This is a genomic window from Micromonospora sp. URMC 107 (assembly GCF_051386315.1).
Classification (GTDB): Bacteria; Actinomycetota; Actinomycetes; order Mycobacteriales; family Micromonosporaceae; genus Micromonospora.
Map to the genome: position 1 here is coordinate 1 of NZ_JBPQTK010000035.1, position 14,440 is coordinate 14,440.

11 protein-coding genes are annotated in these 14,440 nt (G+C 72.6%); 7 read left to right on the plus strand and 4 right to left on the minus strand.

Translation table 11 applies throughout. From position 1 onward, the window contains the following. From ACSNN9_RS11075 to ACSNN9_RS11095, 5 genes are all read left to right on the plus strand, one after another. On the plus strand, positions 1 to 2,043 hold a 2,043-nt coding region (locus ACSNN9_RS11075), incomplete at its 5' end, for an ATP-binding protein (RefSeq protein WP_436672933.1). 1 nt (position 2,044) lies between these two features. After that, positions 2,045 to 4,009 (plus strand): MFS transporter, encoded by a 1,965-nt coding sequence (locus ACSNN9_RS11080; RefSeq protein WP_436672934.1) that lies wholly within the window; start codon positions 2,045 to 2,047, stop codon positions 4,007 to 4,009. Continuing rightward, on the plus strand, positions 4,006 to 4,563 hold the full coding sequence (locus ACSNN9_RS11085; protein ID WP_436672935.1) for a hypothetical protein: 558 nt from the start codon (positions 4,006 to 4,008) through the stop codon (positions 4,561 to 4,563). Before ACSNN9_RS11080 ends, ACSNN9_RS11085 begins: the two co-directional genes overlap by 4 nt. After that, entirely contained in the window at positions 4,560 to 5,729 is a 1,170-nt protein-coding gene (locus ACSNN9_RS11090) for a M23 family metallopeptidase (RefSeq protein ID WP_436672936.1), read from the plus strand. Before ACSNN9_RS11085 ends, ACSNN9_RS11090 begins: the two co-directional genes overlap by 4 nt. A 13-nt stretch (positions 5,730 to 5,742) precedes the next feature. Further along, positions 5,743 to 6,345, plus strand: a complete 603-nt coding sequence (locus tag ACSNN9_RS11095) for a hypothetical protein (protein WP_436672937.1) — start codon at positions 5,743 to 5,745, stop codon at positions 6,343 to 6,345. Between the two features lie 4 nt (positions 6,346 to 6,349). On the opposite strand, the gene ACSNN9_RS11100 is transcribed toward ACSNN9_RS11095, so the two are convergent. Further along, positions 6,350 to 6,913: a hypothetical protein gene (locus ACSNN9_RS11100; RefSeq protein ID WP_436672938.1), complete on the minus strand. Its 564-nt coding sequence runs from the start codon at positions 6,911 to 6,913 to the stop codon at positions 6,350 to 6,352. Positions 6,914 to 7,099: 186 nt separating this feature from the next. Here ACSNN9_RS11100 and ACSNN9_RS11105 point away from each other — a divergent pair, with 186 nt between their 5' ends. Together ACSNN9_RS11105 and ACSNN9_RS11110 are read left to right on the plus strand one after the other, a co-directional pair. After that, positions 7,100 to 9,649 (plus strand): FtsK/SpoIIIE domain-containing protein, encoded by a 2,550-nt coding sequence (locus ACSNN9_RS11105; protein WP_436672939.1) that lies wholly within the window; start codon positions 7,100 to 7,102, stop codon positions 9,647 to 9,649. After that, positions 9,646 to 10,401 carry a hypothetical protein gene (locus tag ACSNN9_RS11110; protein WP_436672940.1) on the plus strand — a complete coding sequence of 252 codons (756 nt, stop codon included), beginning with the start codon at positions 9,646 to 9,648 and terminating at the stop codon, positions 10,399 to 10,401. Before ACSNN9_RS11105 ends, ACSNN9_RS11110 begins: the two co-directional genes overlap by 4 nt. 184 nt (positions 10,402 to 10,585) lie before the next feature. On the opposite strand, the gene folE is transcribed toward ACSNN9_RS11110, so the two are convergent. From folE to hpt, 3 genes are all read right to left on the minus strand, one after another. Further along, complete coding sequence (gene folE / locus ACSNN9_RS11115) at positions 10,586 to 11,251, minus strand: GTP cyclohydrolase I FolE (protein WP_101413068.1); 666 nt, start codon at positions 11,249 to 11,251, stop codon at positions 10,586 to 10,588. Between the two features lie 38 nt (positions 11,252 to 11,289). Next, the gene (gene ftsH / locus ACSNN9_RS11120; RefSeq protein ID WP_436672942.1) at positions 11,290 to 13,320 is read right to left on the minus strand and encodes an ATP-dependent zinc metalloprotease FtsH; all 2,031 of its coding nucleotides are present in this window, start codon (positions 13,318 to 13,320) and stop codon (positions 11,290 to 11,292) included. 505 nt (positions 13,321 to 13,825) lie between these two features. Continuing rightward, positions 13,826 to 14,401 (minus strand): hypoxanthine phosphoribosyltransferase, encoded by a 576-nt coding sequence (gene hpt, locus ACSNN9_RS11125; RefSeq protein WP_089003078.1) that lies wholly within the window; start codon positions 14,399 to 14,401, stop codon positions 13,826 to 13,828. Positions 14,402 to 14,440: the final 39 nt, after the last annotated feature.

Genomic DNA, 14,440 nt, shown 5'->3' on the forward strand with positions numbered 1-14,440 from the left:
CGTGGCCGGCGGGTCACCGCGCAGGAACTGGAGTGGCTGCTCTACCGCTCGGTGGCGCTCTGCATGGCGCCGCCCGGGCAGCTCTCCCCGCTCACCGACGGCAAGTGGGAACGCGGCGACCTGCTCGCCCTCACCGAGCAGGTCGAGCGTTACCGCACCCCGTACGGCTCCACCGTCAAGCTGGTCAACCGGATGACGGGCGAGGAACGGCACGTCGCCGTGCTGGCGGTCGGCCGGATGGAGCCGCTGGAGATCCCCGAGCGGCACGAGCCCTGGCTGCACTTCCACGAGCGGCTGCCGTGGCCGATGGAGCTCTCCACCCGCGTCGACATCCTCGGCTCGGGCGACTCCTTCCGTAACCTGGAGCACCGGCTGCGGATGATCCGCTCACAGCAGCTCGACTACGCGGAACACGGCATCGACGCCCCGCCCGAGCTGGAGCGGCTGGCCAAGCGGGCCCTGGTGATCGGCGACGAGATGACCACCGGGCTCCCGGTCGACTCCGCCCGCGCGCACGGCTGGCACCGGATCGCCGTCGGTGGCCGCAACCGCGAGGAGTGCCTGGAGCGGGCCCGCCGGCTGATCCAGCTCTACTCCCGCGAGCTGCGGATCTCGCTGCAACACCCGAAGAACCAGGACTGGCTGGCCCGCGAGTTCATCCCCGGCGAGCCGATCGCCAACACCGGCTACGTCCGGCGGATGCCGGTCAACCTGCTCGCCGCCGCGCTCCCCCAGGCCGCCTCCACCGTCGGCGACCGGCGCGGCGACCTCATCGGGCGCACCGCCGGCACCTGCCGCCGGCCGGTCTTTCTCGACCTGCACTTCCCGATGGAGGTACGCGAACGCTCCGGGCTCGCCGTCTTCGTCGCCGAGCCGGGCGGCGGCAAGTCCACCCTGCTCGGCGCGCTCGGCTACCTCGCGGCCCGACGCGGGGTCCAGGTGACGCTGCTCGACCCGTCCGGCCCGCTCGCCCGGCTCTGCGCCATGCCGGAACTGCGGCCGTACGCGCGGGTGCTGAACCTGACCGGCTCCGAGCACGGCACCCTGGCCCCGTACTCGCTCATTCCGACGCCGCTGCGCAGCGAGTTCGGCACCGGGGCCTCGGGTGACCGGGAGTTCGAGATCGCGGTCTCCAACGCGCGCGCCGAGCGGCGGATGCTGGTGCAGGACATCTGCATGATGCTGGTGCCCCCGCAGGTCGCCCGGGAGGCGTCCACCGCCACCCTCTTCCGGCACGCCGTACGCCAGGTGCCGGCCGAGGAGACCTCCACCCTGGACGACGTGGTCGCCTGCCTCAGCCAGCTCGACGACGACGCCGGCAAGGAACTGGCCAACCTGCTGCTGGACACCGCCGAGATGCCGCTGGCCATGCTCTTCTTCGGCCGGCCGCCGGAGGGACTGCTCGGCGCCGACGCCGCGCTCACCGTGATCACCATGGCCGGGCTGCGACTGCCCGACCTGAAGATCGAGCGCGAATACTGGTCCGCCGAGGAGGCGCTGGCCCTGCCGATGCTGCACACCGCGCACCGGCTCGCCGTACGCCGCTGCTACGGCGGCTCGATGTCGTCGCGGAAGCTGGTCGGTCTGGACGAGGCGCACTTCATGGAGGGGTGGCGCTCCGGGCGGTCGTTCCTGGTCCGGCTCGCGCGCGACTCCCGCAAGTGGAACCTCGCCGCGCTGGTGGCCTCGCAGAACCCGCGCGACATCCTCGGCCTCGACGTGCAGAACCTGGTCTCGACCGTCTTCGTCGGCCGGATCGCCGAGGACGCGGAGATCGCCTCCGAAGCGCTTCGCCTGCTGCGGGTGCCGGTCAACGACGGCTACGAGGCCACCCTCGCCTCCCTCTCCACCGCCGACGCCACCAGCGCGACCCGGCTCGGCTTCCGGGAGTTCGTCATGCGGGACGTCGACGGCCGGGTGCAGAAGGTCCGGGTCGACGTCTCGTACGTCGACGGGCTGCTGGACCACCTCGACACCACCCCCGCCGCGATCGCCGCTGCGGCCGGGGTGCTGCCGGCCATCCTGCCGAACATGGAGGCGTGACATGGCGCGGGCCCGGGCACGGTTGGCGGCGTTCCTGCTCGCACTCGGCGTACTCGCCGGCGCCACGATCGGCTGGCCGGCCGTGGGCGCCACGGCGGCCGCCCCCGCGCCGCTGACGGCCCAGGCGAGGGCCGACCTCTGCACCACCCCGGAGTGGCAGGCCGACTTCCGCACCTGCGTCGGCAAGCTCAAGGAAGTATCGGCGGCCCGGGCGGAATGCCTTGAGCCACCAACGCCGGGAGCGCCTGATGCCGGTCTGGCCGGCTGGTTCGCCAGCTCTCCACCGGAATCCTCCACGGGCATCACCGGCAGATACAGCCTCTACGGATACGCCGGGTACAGCTACACGACATACGACATCGGTTGCGCCTCAACCGTGCTCCACCCGGACTACAAGTTCACCACCACTGTCGCCAACGGCGAGTTCATGATCGCCACTGCGGTGATCGGCGCTTCCAACGCGCTGCGGGAACGTGCCTGGGACCCGCGCTCGATGTGGGGTTGGGCTGACCCGTTGGTGGACCAGGCGACCAAGGCCGTCTACCAAAAGGTGTTCAGCGTCTTCGGCATCGTCACGCTCTGCGTGGTCGGCCTGTACCTGCTCTGGCGCTCCCGCCAGTCCGACATGAGCAACGCGATGACCACGGCGGGCTGGGCGCTGCTGGTGATGGTGGCAGTGACCGCCCTGGCCGCCTGGCCGGTCAAGTCGGCCAACATCGCCGACGGCACCCTCGTCACCACCCTGGGCGTGGTGCACGACGCGGTCGGGCCACAGGTGAAGGAACCTGCGCCAGGTCGGTGCATCGACCCTAATCCGGAACGCTGTAAGGACAACCGTCCACCCGCCGTCCGAGCCAGCGACACCGCTACCGATTCCATGCTGTACCGGAACTGGCTGCGGGGGGTCCTTGGTTCGGCGGACAGCGAGACCGCCAAAAAGTACGGCCCGGCTCTGTACGACGCGCGGTCGTTGACCTGGGGAGAGGCTCAGTCGATGCGCGCCAATCCGGCGACGCGTCAGGCCACGATCGAGGCGAAGCAGCAGCAGTGGATGAAGGTGGCTGAGCAGATCAAAGAAGAGGACCCGGAGGCGTACGAGTACCTCCAGGGCGTCCGGGACATGGATCGGGTGGGCGCCGGGTTCATCGCGGTGCTGGCCGCCCTGCTCTTCGCGATGTTCGACCTGACCGCCTCGCTGCTGGTGCTGCTGGGCTTCCTGATCTTCCGCTGGGCGGTGATCGCCGCGCCGATCCTCGGCACGGTGGGCCTGATGCGCCCGGCCAGCGCGGGGCTGCGGCGGTTGGCGAACGCGGTGGTCGCCGCCGTCTTCAACATCGCCATCTTCGGCACCGGTGCCGCCATCTATCTCTTCGCGGTCGACCTCATCATGAGCACGCCGACCCTGCCCGGCTGGCTCCAGGTGGTGCTGGTCTGGCTCTGCGGCGTGGTCGGCTGGCTGCTGCTGCGCCCCTACCGACGGATCACCCAGCTCGGCGGCAAGGACAGCAGCGAGGCGGTCAGCTCGGCCGGATCGTGGCACCGGCGCTTCTTCCGGGACATGCGCACGGCCGCCCGACTCGACGTCGCGGAACCCGGCGGCACGGCAGAGCCGGCGATGGGCCGGCGTCGTGGCGTCGTGGCGGAGCAGACCACCCTGCGGCCCGAGGCCAGGCGGGAGGATCCGGCGCACGCGCGTTCGGGTCAGCAGGGACGGCAGGCCGCCACCACCGGCGGGGAGGAACGGCAGCGGCCCGACGGCCGCGAGCAGGCCACCGAGGAGGCGACGCCGACCGGAGGCCGGGGCACCTCCCGCCCGGTCGCGCCCCAACCCCGGCGACGGCAGCCGGCCACCTGGACGGAGCCGGACGTGCCGGACGAGAACCCGTCGTTCGTCATCTACCGGCCCGGGTCGGTGGAACGCGAGCCTGACCGGCCCACTCCGCGGATCCGCACCGAGGCTCGGTGAGTGCGGTGCGACGGGCGGTCGAATTCCTGGTCACCCGGGTGCTCCGATCCCGGATCGGCATCGCGGTCGGCATCGCCGTGCTCGTGTTCGGGGTCATCGGAGCGGCGCGGCTGGTGTCCGGTCCCGGCGATCCCACCTCCGGGCTCAGCAACCGCCCGAGCCAGCCGATCACCACGGTCGCCCCGACCGCCGGTGACGACGGGGCGTTCTCGACGGGCGCTCCTCCCTCCCCGGTCACCCGCCCCGGCGACCTCACGCCGGAGCAGACCGCCGAACGCTTCGTCGCCGCCTGGCTCGGCAAGCCGGGCATCACGGCGGAGCGGTGGCAGGAGGGTTTACGGCCCCTGTCGACCCCGGCGCTGACCGGCAAGCTGGCCGGCGCCGATCCGTCCGGGGTACCGACCGGGCAGGTGGACGGCGACGTCACGCTCCGGCCCCGGGCCGAGAACTTCGTCGAGGTGCTGGTCCCGCTCGACACGGGACGACTCCGCCTCGAACTGGTGGCGCCCGACGGGCGGTGGCTGGTGGACGCGGTGGACTGGGAGCAGGAATGAGCGACGAGACCCGACCCCGCCGTCGGCAGCTCCGGCTCGGCGCGCTGGCCGCCGCGTTGACGGCGACGCTCGCCCTGCTCTGCTGCACCGGCGGCGCCGGTGCCTTCTTCCTCACGGAACTGGGCGGCGATTCCGGCACCGGTATGACGTTGGCCAGCCAGGATTGCAAGGAGGATTCCCAGGTAAACGTGGTGGGCGACATGCCTCGGATATCTCAGTACGGCGAACGTCAGCTCCGTAACGCCGCGAGGATCATCAAGGTGGGGCAGGAGATGAAGGTGCCGCCCCGCGGATGGGTGATTGCTGTGGCGACGGCCATGCAGGAGTCGAGACTGCTCAATCTGGCGAACCGAACGGTCGCTGAGTCCGAGAACATACCCAATGAAGGCATCGGCGCTGACCACGACTCCGTCGGTCTCTTCCAGCAGCGAGCCGGCTGGGGCAGCGTGTCGCAGCGGATGCGGCCGGAGTACGCCGCCCGGAAGTTCTACGAAAAGCTGGTCAAGGTGCCCGGATGGGAGACGATGCCGCTGACCCGGGCCGCTCAGGCCGTGCAGATCAGCGCCTTTCCGGACGCGTACGCCAAGCACGAGGACATGGCCGCCCGGATCGTCAACGCGCTGGCCGGCGGGGCCGCCCGGATCGCGCTGGTCGACGGAAAGAAGGCGTGCGACCGGGCCGCCGCCGGGCAGATCGCGGCCTCGGGCTGGACGGCTCCCATTCCCGGCGGCGTCGGCTCGGGCTTCCGCACCGCGAGCCGACCCGGGCACAACGGGGTCGACATCGCCGCCCCGAAGGGCACCGACATCCGGGTCGCCGCCACCGGACGCGTCCTGGTGTCCCGCTGCGACCCGGACAATCGGAACCGGCTCACGTGCAACGTCGACGGCTGGCCGAACAAGGGGGGCTGCGGCTGGTTCGTCGACGTCCTGCACGCCGGCGGCTTCATCACCCGCTACTGCCACATGGTGAGCAAGCCACGGGTCAAGGTCGGCCAGCTCGTCGAGGCCGGCACGGTCATCGGAGAAGTGGGCAGCAGCGGCAACTCCTCCGGCCCGCACCTGCACTTCGAGGTACACGAGGACGAGGACCGGAGCAGCCGCGGCGCCATCGATCCGGTGCCGTTCATGCGGTCACGCGGCGCGCCGCTCAAGGGCGTGGGATGAGACGCTCGCCGTCATGAACGAGCCGTTTCCCGACCCGTTCGCCGACCATCCGGACTGGGCGCCCCAGCCGCCCCGACCGATCGAGATCGTGCCGGCCACCGGCCGCGTCGAGCTCCGTGGGCGGCGCGTGCTGGTCGGCCTGCCCGGGCTCGGCTGGCGCGGTGACCTTCGCGCCGACGACCGGGTGGTGCAGAACAGCCGGACCTACGTGCCGGTCATCCCCGAGCACGAGTGGTACCGCGCGGAATTCGACCAGGTGGAGGTCTTCGCGCCGCTGGTGCCGGTCGAGCGGGTCTGGGTGGAGACGGTGGGGGCCCGGCGGCCGGACGCGTCGGTGGACCGCGAGGCGGGCGTCCGCCTGGTCTCCCTGGACGCCCCGGCGCACCGCATGCCGACCCCGGTCTTCGAGTCGGACGCCGTCACAGGTCGCCGGGTGGTGCACGTCGTGGACTCCGTCGAGCACCGGGACCTGCGGGCCGTCACCGAGACCTACTCCGGCGCGGAAGGCGACATCTGCGTCCGGGTGACACCGGAGGTGGACTGGTACCGCTGGGCCTGGCGGGGCCAGTCGCCGACCACGATGGAGGTTCCGGTGCATCTCCTCTGGATTGAATGACGACTCAGCTCGCTGGTGCTCCGGCGCAGACCCGCCAACCGTCTGTGTCCCGTGCCTCGAAACGCCACGGGTCAGTGAGGCTTTGTTGCACCCCGTCAACGGAAGCACTACGACGGATGATCGCCGTGACTGTGGCCGTCGATGCCCCGTTCATGACCACCACGATATTTTCGACATTGATCGAAAAGCTCGTACCCAGTTCTCGCTCGCGTCGCTCAATCTGGGCTCGCAGGTCCTCAATCGACTGCAGCGGACCATCACACGTGAAAAGCAGCGCTCGGTTCTGATCACGCGAGACAAGCGCGGCCTGCAGGTAGTTGACGACCGCAACATCCGGAGAACCACGATCCGGGCTTGCAGCCCGGTTGTAGAGCACGTATCCGGCGGCCACCCCGCCCAGGCAGAGTGCCACGACGACGCTGGTGACCACGGTGAGCACGGTGCGCAGCCGCCGCCGTGGCCGCTCCGGCACCGGGGCCGGCGAGGGCGGCGCCAGGTGGTCGGAGGGGGGCCGTTGCGCCGGTACGCGGGAGACCTGGGAACCGGCGGGGGGCTGCACTGATTCCACCCCCTGAGGCTAGCGGCTGGGCGCGGTAGACCCAATGCCCCAGATCCAGCGGATCGTGACGGACCCCTCCCCATCGGTGAGATCCACGACATCCCCGGCGCAGTGCCGCCGCGCATCCCGGACGAGTCGGCCCGACTGGGTTACGGTCTCTGCGCGGGGAGGGGTTGCCAGCCTCGGGCAGAGGGGGTGGACACGGTGGCCGGTCCGAAGGCACGCACCAACCGCGCCGCCGCACTGCACAGGCGGGCCGCCGCCACCACGACCGCCGCCGCCAGCGTCCTCGACGACACCCGGCCCGCCCCCGCCGACCAGCGTCGCCAGTACGAACTGGCCGACCGCCTCCGGTCCGCGGCGGCGGTGCTGGCCCCCGGCTGGGCGGGCGCTCCCCTGGAGACGACGGCACCGACCACACCGGCCGGTGAGGGGCCGCCGCCCTTCGTCCGGGTCGGGACGGCGGCACCGCTGGACGACGCCCGGTTCCCCGCGTTGGTGCCGCTGCTCGGCACGGGGCACCTCTCGGTGGACGTCGACGCCCGGGATCCCCGGGTGGCGGGGCTGCTGCGGGGCGTACTCCTGCGGCTGCTCGCGGCGACCCCGGCCGGGGCGTTGCTGGTCCGCGCGGTGGACGCGACCGGCACGGCCCTCGCGCCGTTCGCGCCGCTCGCGGACGCGGGCCTGCTGCCGCCCCCGGCGATGGACGTGGCGGGCCTGCGGGCCGTGCTCACCGAGGCCGAGCAGTGGGTGGCCCCGGGAACGAGCGGGCGGCGCCGGCACGACCGGACGCTGCTGCTGGTGATCGCCGCTCTGCCCGAGTCGGCCGGACCGACCGACCTGGCCCGGATCGAGGCCCTGGCCGAGCCGGGCCGGTCCGCCGGCCTGCACCTCGTCGTCGCGGGCTGGCCCTCGGCGGGCGGCCGGGAGCCGCTGCCGCGGGCGACGACGCTGGCGGTCCGCACCGCGTACGCGCTGCTGGGCGACCCGCCCGGCGGGTCGTTCGCCGGCCCGGGCGCCGATCCTCCGGGCGGGCTGAACTCGCCGGTCTTCATCGAGGCGGATCCGCCCGCCGAACTCGTCGACGCGGTGTGCCGCCGACTGGCCGCGCAGGTGGAGGCGGGCTCCCGGCTGGCGCTGACCGATCTGCTGCCGGCGGCCGGCGAGGAGCTGTGGACGGCGAGCGCGGTGGGCGGGCTGACCACGACCGTCGGGGACGCCGGGGGCCGCCCGGTGTCGCTCGGTTTCACGGAGCTGACACCGCACTGGCTGGTCAGTGGTCGGTCGGGCGCGGGCCGGTCCACCTTCCTCACCACCGCGCTGCTCGGTCTGGCCGCCCGGTACGGCCCCGACGAGCTGGCTCTCTACCTGGCGGACCTCGCCGACGCCGAGTCCTTCGTGGAGTTCCTCCAGACCGAGCGGGACCGGTCGTGGATCCCGCAGGTCCGGGCCGCCGCGATGGCCGCCGACCGGGAGTACGTGCTGAGCCTGCTCGACGAGCTGGTGGCGGAGGTGCGGCGGCGCGAGGAGGCGGGCGGCCGGGCCGGCGGGCAGCGCTTCGCCGAGCTGCGGGAGCACCGCGCCATGCCCCGGATCGTCTGCGTGCTCGACAACCTCCCGCTGCTCTTCGCCGAACGGGACCGGCTCGCCGCCGACGCCGCCGCCCGGCTGGACGCGCTGGCCCGCACCGGGCGCGCGTACGGGGTGCACCTGGTGCTGGCCGGCGAGGGCGACCTGGGGTTGGGCTCGCGTACAGACCGGGACTCGGTGCTGGGGCAGTTCCCGGTGCGCGTGGCGCTGCCCGGCGGAGGTGCCGTGCTGGAGCCGACCAACGACTCGGCCGCCGGGCTGCCGGTGGGCAGCGCGGTGGTGAACACCGCTGGCGGGCTCGGCGGGCCCCGGGGCGCGATCCGGGGGCACGAGCGGATGGTCCGGTTCCCGGACCCGCAGGACCATCCCGACACGGTGGAGGAGCTACGGCACCGGCTGTGGTCGGCCCGCCCGGAGGGGTCCACCCCACCGGTGGTCTTCGCCGGTTACGCCCGCCCGCTGCTGCGCAACGATCCCCGGCACCGGGCCGCGCTGGCCGGGCAGGCACCCGGCCCCGCCGCCCTGCTGGGCCGGGCGGTGGACGTGCCCCGGACGACCGTGGCGGTACCGCTCGGGCCGGCCCCGGGGCGAAACCTGGCCGTGCTCGGCCCTGGGCCGGAGGCGGTCCGGCTGCTGGCCACCGCCGCGCGCAGCACCGCCGCGCACCACGAGCCGGGGACGGCCCGCTTCGTGCTCGCCGCGCCGGACGAGGACTGCCAGCCGGTGGTCGAGGCGTTGGCGGCCGAGCTGGCCGGGCGGCACCCGGTGGACACCGTGGACCTCGCCGGCCTGCTCGCCGCCGTGGACGATCCCGTGCCGGCCTACCTCGTGGTCTTCGGGCTGGACGTGCCGACGCCGGAGCAACTGCCCCCGGAGCGGCTGCGCGCGCTGCTGCGGGAGGGACCGCCCGCCGGCCGGCACCTGCTGGGCCGCTGGCGGACGGTGCCGTCGTTCGCGGCGCTGCTGGAACCGGAGGGCGAGGTGGACAAGCTCGCCGCCGTGGCCGTGGTGGACCTGCCGGGCGCACAGCTCGCGTCGGTCTTCGGCCGGCAGGTGCAGTGGCGGCCCCGCCCCGGCCGGGCGGTGCTCTGGGACGGCCCTGGCGAGCAGGGCACGGTGCTGGTCCCGTTCGCCGAGGAGGGGGAGGCGGTATGACCCGCGGCGGGGCACGGGCCACGGCGGGGCACGCCGCGCCGGGGCGGCAGCGTTCCGGCGCCGACCCGACATCGGAGCGCACCGACGGGGCCGGGCAGGCGGGAGCCGTCGACGCGGTGTCCGCGGCGTGGACCGAGTACCTCGCCGCCGCCCGCCAGCTCGACGGGATACGCCGTGACGCGGCCACCGCCGCCGGCGAGCAGGCCCGGTCGGTGCAGGCCGCCCGCGAGGAGCTGACCGCCATACGCACCCGGCTGGCGTCGCAGGAGGCCCGGCTGCGCGAGCGGGGCGTACCGCCGATCTCGCTGGTCCCGACGCCGCCGGAGGTGACCGAGGCGGCCCGGTCGATGGCGGGCGGGCCGGCGGCGGTACTGGCCGCCCTGCGCGCCGCCCGGGGCCGGGCGGACGCCGCGGACGCGACGCTCTCCGCGCGTGGGCTGCCCCGCCTGGCCGGCTGGCCGCCGCACCTGCGGAACCTGCTGGTGTACGCGCCGCTGGCGCTGCTGGTGCCGGTGATCCAGCTGGCGTTGTTCGTGGCGACCGGCACCGGGGCGGCGAGCGTGGCCGCGCTGGTCTGCGGGCTGCCGATGCCGGCGGTGGCGTTCGCGGCGGGCTGGATCGGCGTCGGGCGGCTCTTCCCGCCGCCGGAGGGCGGCCGGGCGCGGCGCACGACCCGGCTCGGCGCGCTGGTGTGCCTGGTCCCGGCGGTGCTGGTCAGCGCGGGGCTGTTGCTCGCGATGCTGGCCGGCTGAGCCTCGCCGCGCCGGCCCACGTCGGCCGGCTCGACGCCGCCGTCCGGGTCGCGGTTGCGCCTCGCCCGCGCCGACGCACGACGGTCGGCTCGACGCCGCCGTCCGGATCCCGGTGGCGATCCCCGGCGCGGACGCGCGACGGCCGGCCGACCCGGGTGCGGGGCGGCCGGCCGGTCTGTCGCGGTCAGCGGGGGATGATCAGCGCCATCGCCTCGGCGCGCGACTTGGCGTCACGCTGGAGGGTGCCCCGCACGGCCGAGGTGATGGTCTTGGCGCCCGACTTCTGGATGCCGCGCATCGCCATGCACATGTGCTCGCATTCGAGCACCACCACCACGCCGCGCGGCGCGAGCCGCTCCATCAGCAGGTCGGCGATCTGCGAGGTGAGCCGCTCCTGCACCTGCGGCCGGCGGGCGAAGACCTCGACCAGCCGGGCCAGCTTGGACAGGCCGGTGATCCGGCCGTCCGGACCGGGGATGTAGCCGATGTGGGCGCTGCCCCGGAACGGCAGCAGGTGGTGCTCGCAGAGGCTCATCACGTCGATGTCCCGGACGAGCACCAGCTCCTCGTGGTTGGCCTCGAAGGTGGTGCTGAGCACCTGGGCCGGGTCGACCCGGAGGCCGGCGAAGAGTTCGGCGTACGCGCGGGCGACCCGGGCCGGGGTCTGCTGGAGCCCGTCGCGGTCCGGGTCCTCCCCGACGGCGATCAGGATCTCGCGCACGGCCTTCTCGATCCGCCCGAGGTCCATGGTCTCCTCAATGGGCCGACCGGTGAGCCTGCCGCTGATCAGACGCGCGGCGACGTAGTCGAGGGTGTCGTCGCCGTCGGGCTCGGTCGCGGAGACGGCCAGCTCCCGGTGCTCCCGGGAACTGGCCGTCGGGTCGGTGCTCAGTGCGTACCGTCCGAGTTGTTGGAGTTGTTCGAGGTGCCGCCGCCCACCGTCGCCTGAGCGCCGTCGGCCTGGGCCTGCACCTTGAGCGCGTCCTTCTCCGCCGGCGTGAGCACCGGCGGCTCCGTGGAGGGCTGACGCTTGCCGAAGCCGTTGTACGGCGCCATCGGCGGCCGCTTGGCCACCCGGGCGCAGATCCGGGCCATGTCGGCGGTGGAGAGGGTCTCCTTCTCCATCAGCTCCAGCACAATGTTGTCCAGGACGTCCCGGTATTCCACCAGGATCTCCCAGGCCTCGTCGTGGGCCAGCTCGATCAGCGCCCGCATCTCGCCGTCGATCTCGGCGGCGACGACGTCGGAGTAGTCCCGCTCGTGGCCCATGTTGCGGCCGAGGAACGGCTCGTCGCCGCTGGTGCCGTACTTGATCGCGCCGAGCTTGGAGCTCATGCCGTACTGCGTGATCATCGCGCGGGCCAACTGGGTGGCCTTCTCGATGTCGTTGCCGGCGCCGGTGGTCGGCTCGTGGAAGACCAACTCCTCGGCGGCCCGGCCACCCAGCGCGTACGCCAGGGTGTCGATCATCTCGGCGCGGGTCTGGGTGTACTTGTCCTCGGTGGGGAGGACCAGGGTGTGGCCGAGCGACCGACCGCGGGACAGGATCGTCACCTTGTGCACCGGCGCGGCGTGCGGCAGCGCCCAGGCGACCAGCGCGTGCCCACCCTCGTGGTACGCGGTGATCTTCTTCTCCTGGTCGCTCATCACGCGGGTCCGGCGCTGCGGACCGGCGATCACCCGGTCGATCGACTCCTCCAGGGAGTCGTTGGTGATCGCCCGCTGGTCCTTGCGGGCGGTGAGCAGCGCGGACTCGTTGATCACGTTGGCCAGGTCGGCACCGCTGAAGCCCGGGGTGCGCCGGGCCACCGAGTCGAGGTCGACGTCGGGGGTGAACGGCTTGCCCTTGGCGTGCACCCGCAGGATCGCCTTGCGGCCCTCCATGTCGGGGGCGTCCACCGGGATCTGCCGGTCGAAGCGGCCCGGGCGCAGCAGCGCCGGGTCGAGGATGTCCGGCCGGTTCGTGGCGGCGATCAGGATGACCCCGCCCTTGGTGTCGAAGCCGTCCATCTCGACGAGCAGCTGGTTGAGCGTCTGCTCGCGCTCGTCGTGGCCGCCGCCCATGCCGGCGCCGCGGTGGCGGCCGACGGCGTCGATCTCGTCGACGAAGACGATGGCCGGGGCGTTCGCCTTGGCCTGCTCGAAGAGGTCGCGGACCCGGCTGGCGCCGACGCCGACGAACATCTCCACGAAGTCCGAGCCGGAGATCGAGTAGAAGGGCACCCCGGCCTCGCCGGCGACGGCGCGGGCCAGCAGCGTCTTACCGGTGCCGGGCGGGCCGAAGAGCAGCACGCCCTTCGGGATCTTGGCGCCCAGAGCCTGGTACTTCGCCGGGTTCTGCAGGAAGTCCTTGATCTCGTGCAGCTCCTCGACGGCCTCCTCGGCGCCGGCCACGTCCGCGAACGTGGTCTTCGGCGTGTCCTTGGTGATCATCTTCGCCTTGGACTTGCCGAAGTTGAGCACCCGGGAGCCGCCGCCCTGCATCTGCGACATGAAGAAGAGCAGCAGGAGCACCAGCAGGGCGATCGGGAGCAGGTTGACCAGCAGGCTCACCCAGATGCTGTCGGACGACACCTTGGCGTCGGCCGGACCGGTGACCCGGTTGTTGGCCTTGGCCTCGAGGACCTCGTTCCAGACCTCGTTGCCGACCTCGTAGGGGAACTGCGCCTCGATCCGGTCGGTGGTGGTGTCGCCGAACTTGACCTTCTCGGCCAGGTCGAGCTGGATCGTCTGTTCCTTGTCCTGGAAGACGACCTTGTCGATCTTGGGCTGGCCGGTGTTGAGCTGGTCGAGCGCAACGGAAGTGTCCACCCGGTGGTAGCTGGGACCAGCGGTGAAAAGTTGACTGAGCACAACGGCGCCGAGGATGACCAGGATGATCCAGACCACCGGTCGGCGGAAGAAACGCGTACGTTCCATGCTGTTGTCGAGCGCCGAGGCGCCCGCATCCTCCTGATCGACGTCCTGACCGTCTGATGGTGTCGCCGCCTGCGGCGGCGGCTCGAGCCGCCGTGCGGGCCGGCTCGACCCCGAGGCGCGAAACTGCCGCGCCGCGGTCATTCGACGGTACACCGTGCACGCGAGGAGTGAGCTTGCGAGCCCCGCAGTCGCGCACAAGGAGAACAGCTGTGCGCGCAGCGAGCGAGCTTGCGAGCCCCGCGATCGCGCACGATCCGAACATCGCGCGTGCGCGGAACCGCCTGCGAGCCAACAAATTACGCGTAGGGCGAACCGGGTCCAACCGACGTGACGGGAGCTCCGCGCCCGCCCTCCCGACCGCCGGTTTCCGCGGTTCGAGGGGGTCGGGCATGGAGGGTGCCTCCACGCCACCGGCCTCCACCGTAGTCCGGTTCGCTGAGAACCCGCTGAACGTCCGCTCGATGGGCGCCGATGCGAGAAGGGCTCAGGCCAGGGGCGAGGCGGCTCAGGTCCGGGCGTACACCTCGGGCTTGAGCACGCCGACGTAGGGCAGCTCGCGGTAGCGCTCGCCGAAGTCGAGGCCGTAGCCGACGACGAACTCGGTCGGGATGTCGAAGCCGACGTACTTCACCGGGACCGGCACCTTGACCGCGTCGGGCTTGCGGAACAGCGCGACCACCTCGACGCTCGCGGCCGAGCGGGACTCCAGGTAGCGCAGCAGCCAGGAGAGGGTCAGGCCGGAGTCGACGATGTCCTCGACCACGACCACGTGCCGTCCGGCGATGTCCCGGTCCAGGTCCTTGAGGATGCGGACCACCCCGGAGGAGGTGGTGCCCTGGCCGTAGGAGGAGACGGCCATGAACTCCAGCTCGGCGGGCGGCCCGCTGCGACCCAGCGCCCGGGCGAAGTCGGCCATGAACATCACCGCGCCCTTGAGGACGCAGACCAGCAGGAGCCCGTCATCGACGTCGGCGTAGTCCGCCGAGACCTGCTTGGCGAGTTCCGCGGTCTTCTCGCGGATCTGCGCCTCGGAGATGATCACGTGGTCGATGTCGGCGTCGTACCAGGAGCCGTCAGCCATGGCTCCTAGCCTGCCGTACGCCGGATGGCCTCCGTCGGC

Bases quoted from the DNA above. Each gene is read 5' to 3' on its own strand.
- hpt (WP_089003078.1), bottom strand. From the start codon at position 14,401: ATGGCTGACGGCTCCTGGTACGACGCCGACATCGACCACGTGATCATC.
- ACSNN9_RS11110 (WP_436672940.1), top strand. From the start codon at position 9,646: ATGACCCGCGGCGGGGCACGGGCCACGGCGGGGCACGCCGCGCCGGGG.
- ftsH (WP_436672942.1), bottom strand. From the start codon at position 13,320: ATGGAACGTACGCGTTTCTTCCGCCGACCGGTGGTCTGGATCATCCTG.
- ACSNN9_RS11090 (WP_436672936.1), top strand. From the start codon at position 4,560: ATGAGCGACGAGACCCGACCCCGCCGTCGGCAGCTCCGGCTCGGCGCG.
- ACSNN9_RS11080 (WP_436672934.1), top strand. From the start codon at position 2,045: ATGGCGCGGGCCCGGGCACGGTTGGCGGCGTTCCTGCTCGCACTCGGC.
- ACSNN9_RS11095 (WP_436672937.1), top strand. From the start codon at position 5,743: ATGAACGAGCCGTTTCCCGACCCGTTCGCCGACCATCCGGACTGGGCG.